The sequence below is a fragment of the Variovorax paradoxus genome (assembly GCF_009498455.1).
GTDB lineage: Bacteria > Pseudomonadota > Gammaproteobacteria > Burkholderiales > Burkholderiaceae_C > Variovorax > Variovorax paradoxus_H.
In genome coordinates this window covers 4,303,950-4,321,153 of the sequence record NZ_CP045644.1, presented here as the reverse complement: position 1 = coordinate 4,321,153, position 17,204 = coordinate 4,303,950, and the positions used below count along the sequence as shown (strand labels likewise).

Annotated in this window: 14 protein-coding genes; 2 read left to right on the top strand and 12 right to left on the bottom strand. The window is 67.9% G+C overall.

Going from position 1 to position 17,204, the window contains the following annotated elements; genetic code table 11:
- Positions 1-27: 27 nt before the first annotated feature.
- The 5 genes from GFK26_RS19945 to GFK26_RS19925 all read right to left on the bottom strand — a co-directional run bounded on the left by GFK26_RS19945 (position 28) and on the right by GFK26_RS19925 (position 6,171).
- On the bottom strand, positions 28-714 hold the full coding sequence (locus GFK26_RS19945; RefSeq protein ID WP_153283499.1) for a response regulator transcription factor: 687 nt from the start codon (positions 712-714) through the stop codon (positions 28-30).
- Positions 715-816: 102 nt separating this feature from the next.
- Complete coding sequence (locus tag GFK26_RS19940; RefSeq protein ID WP_153283498.1) at positions 817-1,968, bottom strand: acyl-CoA dehydrogenase family protein; 1,152 nt, start codon at positions 1,966-1,968, stop codon at positions 817-819.
- 11 nt (positions 1,969-1,979) lie between these two features.
- Positions 1,980-3,683 carry an AMP-binding protein gene (locus GFK26_RS19935; RefSeq protein WP_153283497.1) on the bottom strand — a complete coding sequence of 568 codons (1,704 nt, stop codon included), beginning with the start codon at positions 3,681-3,683 and terminating at the stop codon, positions 1,980-1,982.
- A gap of 111 nt (positions 3,684-3,794) precedes the next feature.
- Complete coding sequence (locus GFK26_RS19930; RefSeq protein ID WP_153283496.1) at positions 3,795-4,820, bottom strand: AraC family transcriptional regulator; 1,026 nt, start codon at positions 4,818-4,820, stop codon at positions 3,795-3,797.
- 16 nt (positions 4,821-4,836) lie between these two features.
- On the bottom strand, positions 4,837-6,171 hold the full coding sequence (locus GFK26_RS19925; protein WP_153283495.1) for an ABC transporter substrate-binding protein: 1,335 nt from the start codon (positions 6,169-6,171) through the stop codon (positions 4,837-4,839).
- Positions 6,172-6,336: 165 nt separating this feature from the next.
- On the opposite strand from GFK26_RS19925, the gene GFK26_RS19920 reads away from it, so the two are divergent.
- Positions 6,337-7,041, top strand: coding sequence for a Crp/Fnr family transcriptional regulator (locus GFK26_RS19920; RefSeq protein WP_153283494.1), 705 nt, complete (start codon positions 6,337-6,339; stop codon positions 7,039-7,041).
- Positions 7,042-7,069: 28 nt separating this feature from the next.
- Here GFK26_RS19920 and GFK26_RS19915 read toward each other — a convergent pair whose 3' ends face one another.
- The 5 genes from GFK26_RS19915 to GFK26_RS19895 form a co-directional block, all read right to left on the bottom strand.
- Positions 7,070-8,056 (bottom strand): Bug family tripartite tricarboxylate transporter substrate binding protein, encoded by a 987-nt coding sequence (locus tag GFK26_RS19915; RefSeq protein WP_153283493.1) that lies wholly within the window; start codon positions 8,054-8,056, stop codon positions 7,070-7,072.
- Positions 8,053-8,502 carry a GAF domain-containing protein gene (locus tag GFK26_RS19910; protein WP_153283492.1) on the bottom strand — a complete coding sequence of 150 codons (450 nt, stop codon included), beginning with the start codon at positions 8,500-8,502 and terminating at the stop codon, positions 8,053-8,055. Before GFK26_RS19910 ends, GFK26_RS19915 begins: the two co-directional genes overlap by 4 nt.
- Positions 8,503-8,507: 5 nt before the next feature.
- Positions 8,508-9,482: a Bug family tripartite tricarboxylate transporter substrate binding protein gene (locus tag GFK26_RS19905; protein ID WP_153283491.1), complete on the bottom strand. Its 975-nt coding sequence runs from the start codon at positions 9,480-9,482 to the stop codon at positions 8,508-8,510.
- Between the two features lie 52 nt (positions 9,483-9,534).
- Positions 9,535-10,725, bottom strand: coding sequence for a M24 family metallopeptidase (locus tag GFK26_RS19900; RefSeq protein ID WP_153283490.1), 1,191 nt, complete (start codon positions 10,723-10,725; stop codon positions 9,535-9,537).
- A 67-nt stretch (positions 10,726-10,792) separates the two neighbouring features.
- Positions 10,793-12,037, bottom strand: coding sequence for a metal-dependent hydrolase family protein (locus GFK26_RS19895; protein WP_153283489.1), 1,245 nt, complete (start codon positions 12,035-12,037; stop codon positions 10,793-10,795).
- Between the two features lie 134 nt (positions 12,038-12,171).
- Between GFK26_RS19895 and GFK26_RS19890 the strand changes: the two genes are divergently transcribed.
- Positions 12,172-13,128, top strand: coding sequence for a LysR family transcriptional regulator (locus GFK26_RS19890; protein WP_153283488.1), 957 nt, complete (start codon positions 12,172-12,174; stop codon positions 13,126-13,128).
- Here the strand turns inward: GFK26_RS19890 and GFK26_RS19885 are convergent.
- A complete protein-coding gene (locus tag GFK26_RS19885; RefSeq protein WP_153283487.1) occupies positions 13,106-13,462 on the bottom strand; it encodes a hypothetical protein in 357 nt (118 codons plus the stop codon). The two genes, GFK26_RS19890 and GFK26_RS19885, sit on opposite strands and share 23 nt — an antisense overlap.
- A 91-nt stretch (positions 13,463-13,553) precedes the next feature.
- The gene (locus tag GFK26_RS19880; protein ID WP_153283486.1) at positions 13,554-17,162 is read right to left on the bottom strand and encodes an indolepyruvate ferredoxin oxidoreductase family protein; all 3,609 of its coding nucleotides are present in this window, start codon (positions 17,160-17,162) and stop codon (positions 13,554-13,556) included.
- Positions 17,163-17,204 lie beyond the last annotated feature (42 nt).

Below are 17,204 nucleotides of genomic sequence, written 5' to 3'. Positions count from 1 at the left end.
CGATCGCGTTGCACCTCCTCCGGTGAATCAACGCAGGCTGCTGATCAGTTCCGCCCGCGATTGCACGCCGAACAGCAAGAGAATCGTCGAGACATAGTTCTTCACCGTGCCTTCGCGCAACTCGGCCAGCTGTGCGATCTCCTTGTTGGACTTGCCTTCGAGAATCATCTGCAGCACACGTGCCTGGCTTCCCGTCAGGGCGCCCAGGCCACCGCTGGCGGAACGGCGGGGCGCCCGGTCGACCCACCTGGAAGCACCTGGAAGGCCGTCGACCACGTCCTTTCCGAGCAGACCGCAGGCACGGATGAAGCTCACCACCTCCTTGAGGTTGGCCGACTTCGGCAAGAACGCGCTGGCGCCTTGGGCCAACGCACTTTGGGCAATGGCGTTCTGGGCCAGCGCGGTGGCGCCGGCGCCCGACAACGCGACCACGCGGGCCTGGGGATAACGCTCGAGAAAAACGGACACGCCGCTCAGGCCTCGTGTGTCGGGAAGTCCCAGATCGAGCAACACCAACCCGATGCGCTCCTGAGAGCGCTCATACACAGCCAGTGCCTGCGCCATGCTGCTGGCTTCGAAGACTTCGACCGCAGGCCCGTGGGGCGAGGCTTGCGCCTGGAGCAAGGCACGCACACCCAGGCGCACCAGGTCGTGGTCGTCCACGATCAGGATGGCTGATGCCCGGGTCGACACAGGAATGCTCATGGCGCGCATGTTAGGGTCATGCGTCGCCGGCTGATAGTGACGAAAGTCAACTCGCCGGCGCGCAAGCTGCCACGGGCGGCGGATCGGCGGTTGGCTTCGCGGGCCGCGGCGTCAGGCGGCCAGCTTCCGCGCAATCAGGTCCTTCATGATTTCCGTCGTGCCGCCGTAGATGCGCTGGATGCGCGCATCGGCGTAGAGCCGGGCAATCGGGTACTCGGCCATGTAGCCGTAGCCGCCGAAGAGCTGCAGGCATTCGTCGACGACCTTGCCCTGCTGCTCGGTGCACCACCACTTGGCCATGTAGGCGGCCTCGTTGTCGAGCATGCCGTCGAGCATGCGCTGGGTGCAGTCGTTGACGAAGCTGCGCACCACATGCGCAATCGTGGCGCACTCCGCCAGCTTGAAGCGTGTGTTCTGGAAGTCGAACACCGTCTGGCCGAAGGCCTTGCGCTCCCGCGTGTAGGCCACCGTGAGTTCCAGCGCGCGCTCGATCACGGCCGCGGCCGGCACGCACAGCAGCAGGCGCTCGAAGGGCAACTGGCTCATCAGCTGCACGAAGCCCTCGCCCTCCTTCTCGCCCAGCAGTTGGTCAGCCGGCACGCGCATGCCGTCGAAGAACAGCTCGGCCGTGTCCGACGCATGCTGCCCGAGCTTCTCCAGGCGCCGTCCGACGCGAAAGCCCGGCAGGTCTTCGGTTTCCAGCACCACCAGCGACACCCCGCGGCTGCCGGCATCGCCGGTGCGCACCGCCACCACGAGCAGGTTGGCGGTGAAGCCGTTGGTGATGAAGGTCTTGGCACCGTCGATCACGTAGTCGTTGCCTTCGCGCCGGGCGCGGGTGCGCAGCGCCTTCAGGTCCGAGCCGCAGCCCGGTTCGGTGAGCGCGATGCCGGCCAGCAGCTCGCCGCTGGCGAGCCGGGGCAGCCAGCGCTGCTTCTGCGCCTCGGTGCCGTAGTCGAGGATGTAGTGCGCGGCAATCGAGTGCACGGCCACGTTGGCCGGAAACTCGGCCCTGGCCAGCTCGTCCTGCACGACCAGCTGATGGGCCAGCGTGGCACCGGCGCCTTCGTAGGCTTCATCGAGTTCGGGCAGCAGGAAACCCATCTGCCCGAACGGCCGCCAGACCTCGCGCGGAATGAAGCCCTGGCGGCGCCAGCCGTCGAGATGCGGAGACAGCTCGCCGGCGATGTAGCGGCGCACCTGGTCGCGGAACGCGTCGATTTCTTCGTCCATCCAGCGATGGCGATGCAGTTGGGGCAGCATGCTCCGCGCTCCTAGGCCGAAGCCCGATCGGCTTCCTGCTTTCTCAGGATGAACCGTTGGATCTTGCCGCTCGGCGTCTTCGGCAGTTCGGCGATGAACGCGATCTCGCGCGGATACGCATGCGCGGCCAGCCGGCGTTTCACCAGCTGCTGCAGTTCGCCCGCGAGCGCCTCGCTCGCCGCCACCTTGGCGCGCAGCACGACGAAGGCCTTGACGATCTCCGTGCGCTCGGCGTCGGGCTTGCCGATGACGGCCACCTCCGCGACGGCCGGGTGCTCCATGAGCGCGCTCTCGACATCGAAGGGGCCGATGCGGTAGCCGGCCGACGTGATGATGTCGTCGCCGCGTCCGACGAAGCTGATGCTGCCGTCCTCGTTCAGCTCGACGGTGTCGCCGGTCAGGTAGTAGACGCCGGTGAACGATTGCGTCGCCTGCTTCCAGTAGCCTGGAAAGTAATACAGCGGCGAGCGGCTGCGGTCGATGGCCAGCGTCCCCGGCACGCCCGGTGCGAGCTCGTTGCCCTCGTCGTCGAGCACCGCGACGCGCACGCCGGGCAACGGAAAGCCTGCGCTACCAGGATGCACCGCGTGCTTCAGGCCATGGAAGTTGCACACCACCATGCCGATCTCGGTCTGGCCGTAGTGGTCGCCGATCGGGCAATCGAGTGCGTCGCGGAACCAGCGCATCACCTCGGGGTTGAGCGGCTCTCCCGCGCTGCTGACCACGCGCAGCTTGCCGCGAATGCGTGCGGCCAGTTGCGGGTCGGCCGCCATCATCAGGCGGAAGGCGGTCGGCGCGCCGGCGAGGTTGGTGATCTCGTATTTTTCGATCAGCCGGTAGGCGGTCTCGGCGGAGAACGGGCCGTCGTAGAAGAGCGTGGTGTTGCCGCTCAGCAGCGGCCCGATGGCGCCGAAGTAGAGCCCGTAGGCCCATCCCGGATCGGCGATGTTCCAGTAGGACTCGCCGTCGCGCAGGTCCACGGCGAGCCGCATGTACATGCCGATGGCCATCAGCGCGCGATGCGGCACGGCCACGCCCTTGGCCAGGCCCGTCGTGCCCGAGGTGAACAGCATCATGCAGGCGTCGTCGCCGCCGCGCATGACGGGCTCGAACGATGGCGGTTGCTGCGCCAGTTCGCTCAGGTAATCGACGTCGCCCGGCGGCAGGTGTTCGTCCGCGCCGCGCGCGATCGTGACGATGCCGGGCCATGTCGCGCTGTCGTCGAGCTTGTGGCGGTTGGCCGTGTCGGTGACGATCAGCACCGCTTCGGAGGCCGTGACGCGGTGCTCGATGGCCTTCGGACCGAAGGCCGTGAACAGCGGCTGGTACACCGCGCCCGCACGCCATGTGCCGAGGATCACTGCCAGCAGTTCGGGAATCCGCGGCAGCAGGCCCGCGACCCTGTCGCCGGGCTTGACGCCCCGGCTTGCGAGCAGGTTGGCGAAGCGCGCCGATTGAGCCTGCAGTTCCTCGTAGCTGAGCTCGCAGGTGTTGCCGTCCTTGTCCTCCCAGCGCAGGGCGATGCGGCCCGGCGCAACGTGCCGGTCGCAGGCCTCGACGCAGGCGTTGATGCCGTGCTCGAAACTGCCTGCGAACGATGTCTTGAAGTCTTCGAGGTCGAAGGCCTCGACGAAGGACGCGTAGTCCGGGGCGGCGACTGCCGAAGAAGAATGGGGCGATGGCACGGTGCGTCCTTTGTCTCTCGTGGTGTTCATGCGGCACTTGGGAGGCCGATTCGGCCGCACTTTATGCCGCGGGTTTCGATTGCGCATTGCGCGTTCCCGCCAATGTGATTGGCGGGATTTGCCATGCCCGCGCGCCGCGGGCTATTCGGGCAGCGTGGCTCTGTAGGCCCCGGGGCTGGCCCCGGTCCATTTGCGGAAGGCGCGATGGAACGCACTGGGCTCGGCGAACCCGGCCCTGGCGGCGATCTCGCTGACGCTGAGGCCTGAATCGCTCAGCAGGCTGATCGAAAGATCGCGCCGCAGCGTGTCCTTGATGGCCTGGAAGGGCTCGCCTTCCATCGCGAGGCGCCGTATCAGCGTTCTCTCGGCGAGCCGGAGTTTTCGCGCCATGTCTGGCAGATCCGGCCACGCCGACGCGTCGGTGCCTCGCAGGACTTTGCGCACCCGGGCCGCGGCGCTGTCCTGGTCGCGGTACTTGACGAGAAAGTTCGTGGGTGCGCCGCGCAGGAAGCGCTGCAGCGTCTCTTCGTTCTGCACCACCGGCAGGTCGAGAAATCGTTCCTCGAACACCAGCGCCGTGCGGTCGGCGCCGAAGCGGATTTTCTGTCCGAACAGCAGGCGGTATTCCTCGGGGCTGTCGGGCGCCTCGGGCGAGAACTCGGCGCGCAGGATGGGGATGCGCCTGCCGACCAGCCAGCAGGCCACGCCGAAGAAGATCACCAGGATCGTGCCGTGCGCGAACAGGCGCTGCGCGCCGGGCCGCTCGTTCAACCGGAATGCGGCCTCGCCGTGCGGCAGCCGTTCGATCGAAGGCTGCATGTCATCCATCACGCCGCCGTAGAACCGCATGATCCGGCGCAGCGCCTGCTCCAGGTTCTTCGCGCCCATCGCGCAGCGGCATGCGAGCGCGAAGCTTCCGTAGCGCACCGGATGGGCGTCCATGCCGAAGAATTCATCGCCCGTTCTTTCAGCCACCCCGTGCCACACGCGGCCATAGCTTTCCGGTGACACCCGCGCCTGGTCCTGGTGCAGCAGGCCCACCGGAATGCCGGCCGCGCCGAGGATGGCGCCGATGTCGACACCGCGCTGCATGGCGTCGTGCAGCGCTTCGCGCACGAAGCACATCGCGATGGTGTCGCCGCCCCTCGTGTGCTCGGGCGTTTTCATGGCGCAGCGGATCGGGTCACGACTGGCAATCGGCCGCTTCGCGGCGCGTCATCTTCTTGTCCGACAGGTACTTGTCGGCATTCGCCTTGACCAGCGGCTTGATGATCTGTTCGTCTGCCTGGACGAACTCCGAGCTGGCGTTCCACTTGCCGCCGTCCCACGTCTGAACGCGCGCCCAGGCCGAACCCATGTGATCGGCGCAACTGGTGGCAAGAGGACGCATGACATCGGCCAGCCCCAGGGCCTCCAGGCGCTTCGCATCCAGCGCCAGGTTTTCCAGGCCCCAGCGCACCTGCTCGCCGGTCATGACCTTGCCCTTGCCGAAGCGTTCCTGCGCGCGGCGCACACCTTCGACGGCGAGCATCTGCATCAGCATGCCGCGCACGTAGAGCACCGAGCCGACCTCGTCCCGCGGCCCGCTGCCGTTGCCCTTGTCGTGCACCTTCTGCAGGATGTCCTGCATGACCTTCAGTTGCTGGCCCGAGGCATGCAGCGTGAGGGCGTTGTAGCCCTTCGCGCCCTGCCCCACGTCCTTGACGTCGGGCTCGGCGCCCGACCACCACACGCCGTACATCTTCTCGCGCGGATAGCCTGTGGCCACAGCCTCCTTGAGCGCAGCCGAATTCATCACGCCCCAGCCCCAGAGGATCACGTAGTCGGGCCGCTGCTGGCGCACCTGCAGCCATGCCGACTTCTGCTCGATGCCCGGCGCAGTGACAGGAATGAGCGGCAGCTCGAAGCCGTGCATCTTCGCGCGCTCCTGCAGCAGCGGAATCGGCTCCTTGCCGAACGGCGAGTCGTGATAGACGAGTGCGATCTTCTTGCCCTTGAGTTTGTCCATGCCGCCTTCCTTCTTGCCCAGGCCCTGGACGATGATGTCGGCCGCGGTCCAGTAGCTGCCCATCAGCGGAAAGTTCCATTTGAAGGACTGGCCATCCTGCGAGATCGAGAGGCCGTAGCCGGGCGTGATGAGCGGCATCTTGTCGGCGGGCACCTTGTCGGTCAAGGCGAAGGTGACGCCCGTTGTCTGCGGCTCGAAGAGCGCGACACCGGGCCGGCCCTTGAGCCGCTCGTAGCACTCCACGCCCTTGTCGGTCGCGTAGCCCGTTTCGCATTCCTCGTAGGTCAGCTTGACGCCGTTCACGCCGCCGTCGCGGGCATTGACGAGCTTGATGTAGTCCTGCTTGCCGTTGGCCAGGGGCGTACCGTTGGGCGCATAGGGGCCGGTGCGGTAGACCAGCAGCGGAAAGAACTGCTCCTTGGCTTGCGCATGCGCGGGCGTCGTTGCGAGCACGCTGCCGAAGGCGCCGGCGAGCAAGGCGGTGGTCAGTGCGAGCGATTTCAGTGTCATGGCTGTCTCCTTGTGAGGTACCTGGGTACCGGATCTTCGAGATCTCGATGGCGCGAAGTGCCTGCGCATCGAGATTCGGGCCGATGGTAGAAACCGCTTTGACGGGGACTTGTCTTGCCGATAACAATCCAAGGGAAGTTCCCTATCCGTACGTCCCCATCTCTCATGAGCACCAGCAAAAGTCTCCCCGCACGACGGCGTCCCGCCACCACCGCGGAACTGCAAGGCATCCCGTGGTTGCCTTCGCTGTCGGCGGCAGAGCGCGAGCGCGCGGTGGCCGAACTGGTGGTTGGAGAGGTTCTTCCCGGCGAGCATGTGTGCCGCCTTGGCCGTCCGGCGACCTATTGGTTCGGCGTGCTGCACGGCCTGCTCAAGATGAGCAGCAACAACAAGGCCGGCCAGACCATGACCTTCCTGGGCGTTCCGCCCGGCGGATGGTTCGGCGAAGGCACGATGATCAAGAGGGAGCCCTACCGCTACGATTCCCTGGCATTGCGATTGAGCCTGGTCGGAGCGCTTCCTGTCGACACCTTCCATTGGCTGCTGGATCACTCGATCGGCTTCAACCGCTTCGTGATGGGACAGCTCAACGAGCGGCTCGGGCAGTTCATCGGCGCATTGGAGATCGACCGCATGACCGACATCGACGCGCGCGTGGCCCGAAGCCTGAGCGCGCTTTTCAATCCGGTGCTGTATCCCGGCGTGGGCGACATGCTGCGCATCACGCAACAGGAACTCGCGTCCATCGCGGGCCTGTCGCGCCCCCGGGTCAACACGGCGCTCGCCGCGCTGCAGAAGAAGGGCCTGATCCGCGTGGAGTACGGCGGGTTGAAGGTGCTGTCGCTCGACGGCCTGCGGTCATCCGACTAGACGCTCGAAGGCGGGGCCACGCAGGCCGTCACTCCTTCTTCAGTCCGATCTGCTGCGCGATCTGCCCGAACCGCGCCAGGTCCGACCGGGCGCGGTCCAGCGCCTCGCCGGGTGAGCTGACCATCGGCATCCACCCCGCATCGACCATCTTCTTGCGCACCTCGGGCCGGCTCATGCCCTGCACGATCACCGCGTTGAGCCTGTCGATGACGCCCTGCGGCGTGCCCTTCGGCGCGGCCAGCCCGAACCATCCCGAGGTCACGAAGCCCGGCAGCCCGGCCTCCTGCGCCGTGGGCACGCCGGGCAGCGATTCGCTGCGCTCGCGCGTCGTGACGAACAGCGCACGCACCTTGCCGGCCTGCACGTTCGCAACCTGCGCGGCGGCGTTGTCGATCATGGCGTCGATGTGGCCGCCGAGCAGGTCGGCGATGGCGCCGGTGCCGCCCTTGTAGGGAACGACGTTGGCCGAGATGCCGGCCTCCTTCATGAACATCATCTGCGTCAGGTGGGCCTGCGTGCCGACGCCCGCATTCGCGAACGACACCTTCCCCGGGTTCACCTTGGCATGCGCGATGAATTCCTTGAGGGTGCGCGCGGGAAAGTCCGGCTTCGTCACGACCACGAAGGGAATGTCGACCAGGATCGTGATCGGCGCCAGGTCTTCGACCGGCTTGTACTTCAGGTCGTACAGGTAGGGGTTGACGGCCATCGTTCCGCTGGCCATGAGCACCAGCGTGTGTCCGTCCGCTGGGGCGCGCACCACCCGCTGCAACGCCATCGATCCACCGGCGCCCGGCTTCGCGTCGACGATGACCGGCTGGCCGAGCGCCTTGGCCATGAGGTCGGCAATCTGGCGCGTCATGGCGTCGGTGGCGCCGCCGGCCGCGTAGGGAAAGACGATGGTGATCGGCTTGCTGGGGTAGCCCGGCCCGGCCGCGCGCGCCCCGGTGGCGAGCGATACCGCACACAAAGACGCGGCGGCATTCAGCACGAAGGTTCGGCGAGGGATCGTCATGCGGGCATCTCAACGTATCGGAGCGAAAGAAGCAAGGGCGCGGCCTGTTCGGCAAAGCGCATCAACGCGGGGACCATGTCGGCTTGGTACCAGTGTTCCTCGTGCAGCAGGTTCAGCGAACCGATGGTGCAGCCGCCGTGCCGGATCGGCACGTTGATGGCAGACCGGCAGCCCAGCGTGTCGATCAGCGCATGGTCGGGAAACGCGCGGCGACAGGCGTCCTGATCCGAACAGATGCGCGCGCGACCGCTCTGCACCACCTCGCGAAAGAAGTCGTTGTCGTGGTGCAGCGGCTTGGTGCCGCCGCACGGATAGGCCACGGGGTCGCTCGTGTACAGGCGCCGCGACACCGCAAGGCCGGGGTCGATCGCCAGCACGGTAAAGAGCCGGTGCCCCGGAGACCGCCGCAGCGCGTGGTCCAGGGCCTCGAAGGAAACCTGCGCCATGTCACTCACTGCGCGATGCCCAGCTTGTCGATGATGGGCCCCCAAGCAGCCGACTCGCGCTGCGTGAACTTCAGGACATCGGCCGGCGCCGACTTGACCGCGATCAGCATCTGGCCGGCCAGGCGCTCCTTCATCTCGGGCGTGTCCAGGGCCTTGTTGATCTCGGCGTTGAGCCGCGCGACCGCGTCGCCGGGTGTGCCCGTGCGCGCGACCAGCGAGTACCAGCCCGGCACGTCCATGTCGATGCCCAGCTCCTTGAACGTGGGCACGTCGGGCAGCTGCGGCAGCCGACGCTCGCCGGTGACAGCCAGCGGCACCAGCTTGCCGCTCTTGACCAGCGGCACGACGCCGACGGGAACGGTCGTCATCACCGGCGTGTCGCCCGCCATCACGCTGGTCAGCGCGTTGGGGCCACCGGCGCCGCTGATGGGCACGTGCTGCATCTGGATGCCGGTGCGCGACTTCAGCAGCTCGCTCGCGAGATGGGTGGAGTTGCCGATGCCGGCGGATGCGAAGCTGAGCCGCTGCGGCTCGGCCTTGGCCATCTTGATGAGGTCGGGCAGTGTCTTCACGCCCAGGCTCGGCGCCACGACGGTCACGAACGGGGTGTTGGCGATGACGGCGACGCCGGTGAAGTCGCGCGCCGGCTGGTGCCCCAGCGACTTGTACAGGTGCGGGTTCCACGACATGTTCGAGACGCCGGCCAGGAACAGCGTGTAGCCGTCCGCGGGCTGCGACAGCACATAGGCTGCAGCCAGCGTGCCGTTGGCGCCGGGCCGGTTCTCCACCACGACGCTCTGCCCCAGGCTCTTGCCGAGCACATCGGCCAGCGTGCGCGCCAGCGTGTCCGGCCCCGAGCCGGACGGCTGCGGAACCACGACCTTGATCGGCTTGGAAGGGAAGCCCTGCGCGAAGGCGGGTGCGGCGAGCAGCGAAGCTGCAACGGCCAGCGCGGAAAGCATGGTGCGGCGGGTGGTCATGAGGAGGTCAAGGTCCGTAGGTTGCGAAAGCAGATGTGGGCGGGCGTCGGTCTCAGCCCACGGTGGCGTAGTCGAGCGACTTGGGGGTGGCAGTCAGCACGCGCGGCGTCGCGCCCACCACGACCGTGTCGTCGATGCGAAAGCCGCCCACGCCGTAGACGTACAGGCCGGGCTCGGCCGAATAGACCTCGTTGTCCAACAGCGGGCGCTGGCTGAAGGCCATGTCCTCCGGATACTCGTGGTGCACGATGCCGATGGCGTGGCCCGTGCGGTGGCGGATGCAGTCGGCAAAGCCGGCGCGCTCGATCACGGCCTGCGCAGCGGCATCGATCCCGCACACGGGCCGGCCTGTCACGGCCGCGCCGATGGCCGCATCGGTCGCGTCGCGCGCGGCCGTCCACAGCGCCTTCTTCTGGTCGTCGGGACGCCCGCAGAACCAGGTGCGCTCGTTCTCGATCGTCAGGCCGTTGAGCCGGGGAATGATGATGTTGACGAGCACGTCGCCTTCTTTGATGCGCGCGCCGCAAGAGGCACCGTCGCCATGCGGCGAGGCCGACGCCGGGCCGCTGAGCGTCCAGCACCGCACGACCTCGAACTGCTCGCCGGGAAAGCGCTCGGCGGCCTCCTGCACGAACAGGCTGGCCATGGCGCAGTCCATCTCCTGCACCAGGCGGCCGGGCTTGATGGCATCGCGGTAGCGGTCCTGCAGCCAGTCCGTGAGCCCGGCCATGGCCTGCATCACGGCCAGTTCCTCGGCATGCTTCTGCCAGCGCAGGCTGCGCACTTCCGTGGTGGCGACGCGCACGTTCAGATCGGGCAGCAGGCGCTGCACGGCGGCCATCACGCCGCTGCCGGCATCCAGTGCGATGCGCGAGCGGCGCAGGCCGGCGCGGCTCAGGCGCTCGGCAAGGATTTCGGGGAGCTGCGACACGAGCGGCAGGCGGTTGCTCACCATCGGATGCTCGGCATAAAAGGTGACGTCGGTGATCCACACCTTGTGCGCTTCCATCGAGAAGCGCATGTGGTTCGTGGACAGCTCGTTCATGACCAGGAAGCCCTCGCCCTGGCGCGGCACCACCGCGAAGATCGGCCGCTCCCACGGCTGCACGTCGGTGTGGAAGTTGGTCGCGAACTGAAAGAAATCCGCAGTCGTGAACACCAGCGCATCAACGGCGAGTTCGTCCATCAACCGGACCATCTGGTCGTGGCGGTACCGCCAGACGGCTTGCGTCAGCTTGGGCATGTGTCGTTTCCTTGAAAGAGCCGGAGGCCTCCGGCGGGTTGTGTTCTGACCAGCTCGGGGGTGCGGGCTACAGCGCGTCGAACTCGACCACGCCGGCCTTCATCACCAGGGGAATGCGCTCGCCCTGCCCCATCAGGCAATCGAGGTTGCGCATCGGATCGCCATCGACCAGCAGCAGGTCGGCCAGTGCGCCCGGGATCAACCGGCCTAGCCGGTCGCTCATGCCCAGCACCTCGGCGCCGATGAGCGTGGCGCTGGCGATGATCTCGGCCGGCGACAACACTTGCGCGCGCAGGCGGAACTCGTCGCTCTGCAGGCGATGCGACTCGCCCAGCAGGTCGGTGCCGAAGCCCATCTTCACGCCGGCCGACTTGTAGATCTCGAGCGAGCGCAGCCCGGCGCCGCGCACGTCTTCCACCTTGGCCACGCTGGCGGGTGGCAGCCCCAGGGCCGCGCCTTCGTTGGCGAGCGCGTCGTAGGTCACCAGCGTGGGCACCACATAGGCGCCGTGCTCGGCCATGAGCGCCGCGGTGGGCGCATCGACCAGGTTGCCATGCTCGATCGTGCGCACGCCGCAGCGCACCACGCGCTGGATCGCGGCCGGGGTGTAGGCATGGGCCAGCACGTAGGTGTTGCGGGCCGCTGCTTCGCCGACGATGGCGCGGATCTCGTCCTCGCTGTAGCCCAGCGCGTCGACCGGGTCGGTGGGCGACGCCACGCCGCCGCCGGCCATGATCTTGATCTGGTCGGCGCCCATCTGCAGTTCTTCGCGCGCGGCCTTGCGCACGGCGTCCACGCCGTCGGCCACGCGAGCCAGCATGCCCACGCGGGCACAGCTGGGGCACACGCCGTTGGCGATCAGGTAGTCGGAGCGCGCGCGGCCGTCGCCATGGCCGCCGGTCTGGCTCAGCGCGCGGCCCGAGACGAACAGGCGCGGCCCCTGCGCCAGCCCCGACTGCACCGCCTGCTTGAACGCGTCGCCCGCGCCGGCCGCGTCGCGCACCGTCGTGAAGCCTCGGCGCAGCATGCCGCGCAGGATCGGCAGGCTGCGCAGCGTCACCAGCACGTTGGGCATCTGCGCCTGGCGCTGCAGGTTCAGGTCGATGGCCACCACGTGCACGTGCAGGTCGATCAGGCCGGGCATCACGGTCTTGCCGGCCGCGTCGATGACCCGTGCATCGCGCGCCACGATCGGCCGGTCGGACACCTCGCGGATGGTGTCGCCCTCGATCAGGATGTCATGGCGGTCCTGCAGCTCGGGCTTCAGCGGATCGAGCAGGCGGGCGTTCTTGACGAGGATGGTCTGGGTCATGGGGTCTGTCTGCCGGGTTCCGGGGCATGGGCGGTGAGGAATGACGGGATCGTAGGATCGCGTCACAATTCCGAAAAATTTATATGCTGAATCCACTCCATTGACCGCGTGAATGGTTTCAGCCTCCCCTGCCCATGAACTACCGCAACGCCGATCTCAACCTGCTGAAGGTCTTCGAAGCCCTCATGAACGAAGGCAACGTGACGCGCGCCGCGTCGAAGCTTTCGCTCACGCAGCCCACGGTCAGCAATGCGCTGCGCCGGCTGCGCGAGACCTACGGCGACCCCTTGTTCGTGCGCAACGGCGCGGGCATCCGCCCGACGCGGCGCGCCACGGAGTTGTGGGCGCCGCTGGCGCGCTCGCTGCGCACCATCCGCGGCACGCTCGAGGGCGAGAGCTTCGATGCCTCGCAAAGCGACGCGCGCCTGACGGTCTCGATGACCGACTACGTGGCCTGCATCGTCGCCCCTCGCCTGCTCGAGCGGCTCGGCGAACTTGCGCCGGGCATGCGCTTGCACACGCACCCCGGCACGGTGGTGGATTTCGGGCAGTCGCTGGACGACAACCGGGCCGACTTCGCCATCGGCGCCTACAACGACGACGTGCAGCGCCCCGGCTTCATGCGCTCACGCCGGCTGTGGTCGGTGGACTTCGCCTGCTTCATGCGCAACGACCATCCGCTGGCGAAGCTCGACAAGATTCCGTTGAAGAAATTTCTGACCGCCCGCCACCTCGACGTGAGCCTGGCGGGCCGTGTCGGCGGCATCTACGACCGCGTGCTGCAAAGCCGCGGCCTGCAGCGCAACCTGGTCAGCACGGTGAGCCACTACTCCGCAGCCTATGAGGCCGTGCGCCGCTCCGACCTGATCGCCGTGCTGCCCTGGTCCGAGGGCCTGGAGACGGTGCGCATGACGGGCCTGAAGCGCGTGGCGCCACCGCTCGCGGCGCCGGCGCGCACCGTCGAGCTGGCCTGGCACGAGCGGCACGAGACTTCGGCGCTGCACCAGTGGTTCATTGCCCTGGTGGTCGAGATGCTGGCGCGGGAGCCGGCTGCGCGCACTGCGCGCGCTAAGCCCGGAACCAGATCTTGAGCGTCACGTACATCGCGTAGCCCAGGCCCAGGACGCACCACGCGATGAAAAACAGGTTGGCCCAGTACTCGCCCGCATGCGCCGCCAGCGTATAGACCTGTCCCGCGCAGCCTTTGCCGACGCAAGGAATTTCGCCCCGAACCAGGGCGCGCAGCATGGCGAAGAAGAGGTAGCAGGTCACGCCACCGGCCATCAGGAATCCGACGGGCCCCACGATGCCCTGGGTGAGTTCGCCCTTCTCGTCGCGGTACCCTTTGCGGAGCAGGTTCTGGCCGGCCCTGTACCAGGCGTATCCGAGCAGGAGCATCAGAGCGTAGTAGAAGAAGGTGCGCATGTCGGGGGTCGTCGGGGTGTGGCGGGAGTGGGTGCTTCGGCAAGGATCGTAGCCGAGCGAAGCCCCTTCTCCGCCCGACCGCGCGCTCCCGCTACCGCGCGCTGGCCACGATGGCGATGCCGCGGATCTGCCCGGCGCTGGACGCATCCACCGGCTTCGCGTAGCGCGATGGCGCAAAGCGGTGCAGCAGCTCGGCCTCGCGGATGCGCGCCGCGTCCAGGTTCGCCAGCTTCACATGGCCGAAGCCACGCACCGACAGCGGCAGCGCTGCGATGCGCGCGGCGGTCGACTGGTTGTCGGGCGTCAGCTCGGTGGCCATCTCCTGCAGCAAGCGGTCGAAGTGATCGATCAGCCCGCGCTCGGTGCGGCGCTCCGCCGTGTGGCCGAACAGGTCGAAGGGCGTGCCGCGCAGGCGCTTGCCGTGGGCCAGCCATTTCATCGCCGGCAGCATCCACGCACCGAGGCGAATCTTGGCGGGCGCCTGCCCATGCGCGGGGCGCGAGAGCAGCGGCGGGGCCATGTGGAACTCGAGCTTCAGGTCGCCTTCGAACTGGTCCTTCAGCTTCTGCAGGAACGCGCCGTCGGTGTACAGGCGCGCGACCTCGTACTCGTCCTTGTAGCTCATGAGCTTCAGCAGGCTGCGCGCCGCGTTGCGTGTGAAAGGCAGGCTCGCATCACCGCCCGGCAATGCGGACTCGATCGCCTGCAGTGCGCGAATGCGCTGGTCGAAGCGCTGCGCCCATGCGGCGTTCTGGTAGCCGGTGAGATGGCGGCGTGCATCGGCGAGCAGCGCGTCCAACGGGCGGTCGTCCGCTTGACGCGCCGCAGCCTCGACCGGTGCTGCGCGCAGTTGATCGAGCGCCGCAGCGTCGCCGGCCGCGAGCCGCCCCAGCGAGAACGCCGACTGGTTGGCCGCCACGGCCACGCCGTTGAGTTCGATCGCATGCATGAGCGCCTCCAGGCTCAACGGCACGAGGCCGCGCTGCCACGCATAGCCGGTCGCGACGATGTTCGCGGCCAGCGTGTCGCCCAGGAACTCTTCCGCCAGGCTCTGCGCGTCGAAGGTCTCGACCTGTTCCTCGCCCGCGACGAAGCGCATCTTCTCCAGCAGCAGGTCGACATGCAGGTCGGCATCGGGGTTGCGCAGCGACTCGGCCACGGGAATCTCGTGGATGTTTGCCAGCACGCGCGTGCGCCCGTGCCGCACGGTCTGCAGCGCGTCGGGCGAGGCGCCCACCACCACGTCGCACGCCAGGATGGCGTCGGCCTGCTGCGTGTCGATGCGCACCTGGTTCAGCCGCTCGGGCGTGTCGGCCAGCCGCACGAAGCTCAGCACCGAGCCGCCCTTCTGCGCGAAGCCCATGAAGTCGAGCACACTGGCCGACTTGCCTTCGAGGTGCGCGGCCATCGCGATGACCGCGCCCACCGTCACCACGCCGGTGCCGCCCACGCCGGTCACGAGCAGGTCGTACGGGCCGGTCCACGCATGCGACGCGGGATGCGCTAGCGCGCCCACGCGGTGCAGGAAGGCATCGCGCCCGGCCGCCAGCGCCCCGCTCTTGCGGCGCAGCTTGCCGCCGGTGACGCCCACGAAGCTGGGGCAGAAGCCCTTGGCGCAGGAGTAATCCTTGTTGCAGCTGGTCTGGTCGATCTTGCGTTTGCGACCCATCGAGGTCTCGTGCGGCAGCACGGCCACGCAGTTGCTCTGCACGGTGCAGTCGCCGCAGCCTTCGCACACGGCCTCGTTGATGAACAGGCGCTTGGGCGGATCGGCCAGCTCGCCCTTCTTGCGGCGGCGGCGCTTCTCGGCGGCGCAGGTCTGCTCGTAGATGAGCACGGTCACGCCGGGCATCTCGCGCAGGCGGCGCTGCACCTCATCGAGCGCGGCGCGATCATGGAACTCGGTGCCGGCCGGAAACTTGTTCCTGATGGCGTCGTACCGGTGGATGGCATCGCTCACGACCACCACCTTGGTGACGCCTTCCGATTCGACCTGCCGCGCGATCGCATCGACGCTGATGACGCCGTCGACCGGCTGCCCGCCCGTCATCGCGACCGCGTCGTTGAACAGGATCTTGTAGGTGAGCGTGGCCTTGGCCGCGACGGCCTGGCGGATCGCGAGGTATCCCGAGTGGTAGTAGGTGCCGTCGCCCAGGTTCTGGAACACGTGCGGCGTCTTGGTGAACATCGCGTGCGAGATCCAGTCGACGCCCTCCCCGCCCATCTGGATCAGGCCCGCCGTGCTGCGGTCCATCCAGTTGGCCATGAAGTGGCAGCCGATGCCCGCGCGCGCCGTCGAGCCTTCGGGCACCTTGGTGCTGGTGTTGTGCGGACAGCCCGCGCAGAAGTACGGCACGCGCTTGACCGCATCGCTCGCATTGCCGAGCAGCTCGGGCGGCGTGAAGTCGCGCACATGCTGCAGGTGATCGCCCAGGTCGTGGTTCTCGGGAAAGTGCACGGCCAGCCAGTGCGCGACCAGTTCGATGAGACGCGACGGCCGCAGCTCGCCGAGCGCCGACACCAGCGGCTGGCCCGCGTGGTCGTGCTTGCCCACGAGCACGGGGCGCGCATCGGGCGGTGCGTTGTAGAAGATGTCGCGTAGCTGCGTCTCGACCACCGCGCCCTTCTCTTCCACGATGAGGATCTCGTCGAGCCCCTGCGCGAACGCCTTGAGGCGCGTCTGCTCGAGCGGGAAGCTCAGCCCGATCTTGTAGAGCCGCACACCCGCGCGCGCGAGTTGGTCGGGCGAGAGTTCGAGCCGGCGCAGCACCTCCATCAGATCGTGGTGCGCCTTGCCGCAGGTGACGATGCCCACCTTGGCGTGCGGGCTCACGATGACGTGGCGGTCGATGCTGTTGCGTTGCGTGAAAGCAGCCACGGCCGCGAGCTTGTCTTCGAGCCGCGACTCGATGCGCAGCGACGGCAGGTCGGGCCAGCGGTAATGCAGGCCGTCGGGCGGCGCGGCATGGCCGGTGGCAGCGCGCACGGCATCGGCGTCTTCCCAGGCGGCCACGCGTGCGTTCACCGCATCGAGGTCCACCGTGCCCGCGCTCTCGACGATTTCGGACAGCGCCGCCATGCCGACCCACGCGCCCGCATAGCGCGACAGCTCGTAGCCGTACAGGCCGAACTCCAGGTACTCGGCGACGCTCGCGGGCTGCATCACCGGCATGCGCCAGGCCATGAAGGCGTGGTCGCTCTGGTGCGGCATCGACGACGACACGCAGCCGTGGTCGTCGCCCGCCACCACCAGCACGCCGCCGCGCGGCGACGAGCCGTAGGCGTTGCCGTGCTTGAGCGCATCGCCCGCGCGGTCCACGCCCGGGCCCTTGCCGTACCACATGGCGTACACGCCATCGACCGTGCGCTCGGGGTCGGACTCCACGCGCTGCGTGCCGAGCACCTGCGTGGCGGCCAGCTCCTCGTTCACGGCGGGCACGAAGCGGATGCCGGTCTGCTTGAAGCGTTCGCCGGCCTTCCAGATGGCCTGGTCGACCATGCCCAGCGGCGAGCCGCGGTAGCCGCTCACGAAGCCCTGCGTGTGCAGGCCGCGCGCCGCATCGCGCTGGCCCTGCATCACCAGGATGCGGATCAACGCCTGCGTGCCGGTGAGGAAGACCGAGCCGGCATCGGCCCAGAGGTTGTCGGACAGTTGGTAGTCGGGCCGTCGGAGTGCGGTCGCTGGGTGTGGGGCGTTCATGCCCGGAATTGTTCTGCCGCCCCCCGAGTAAGTGTTTCTTCA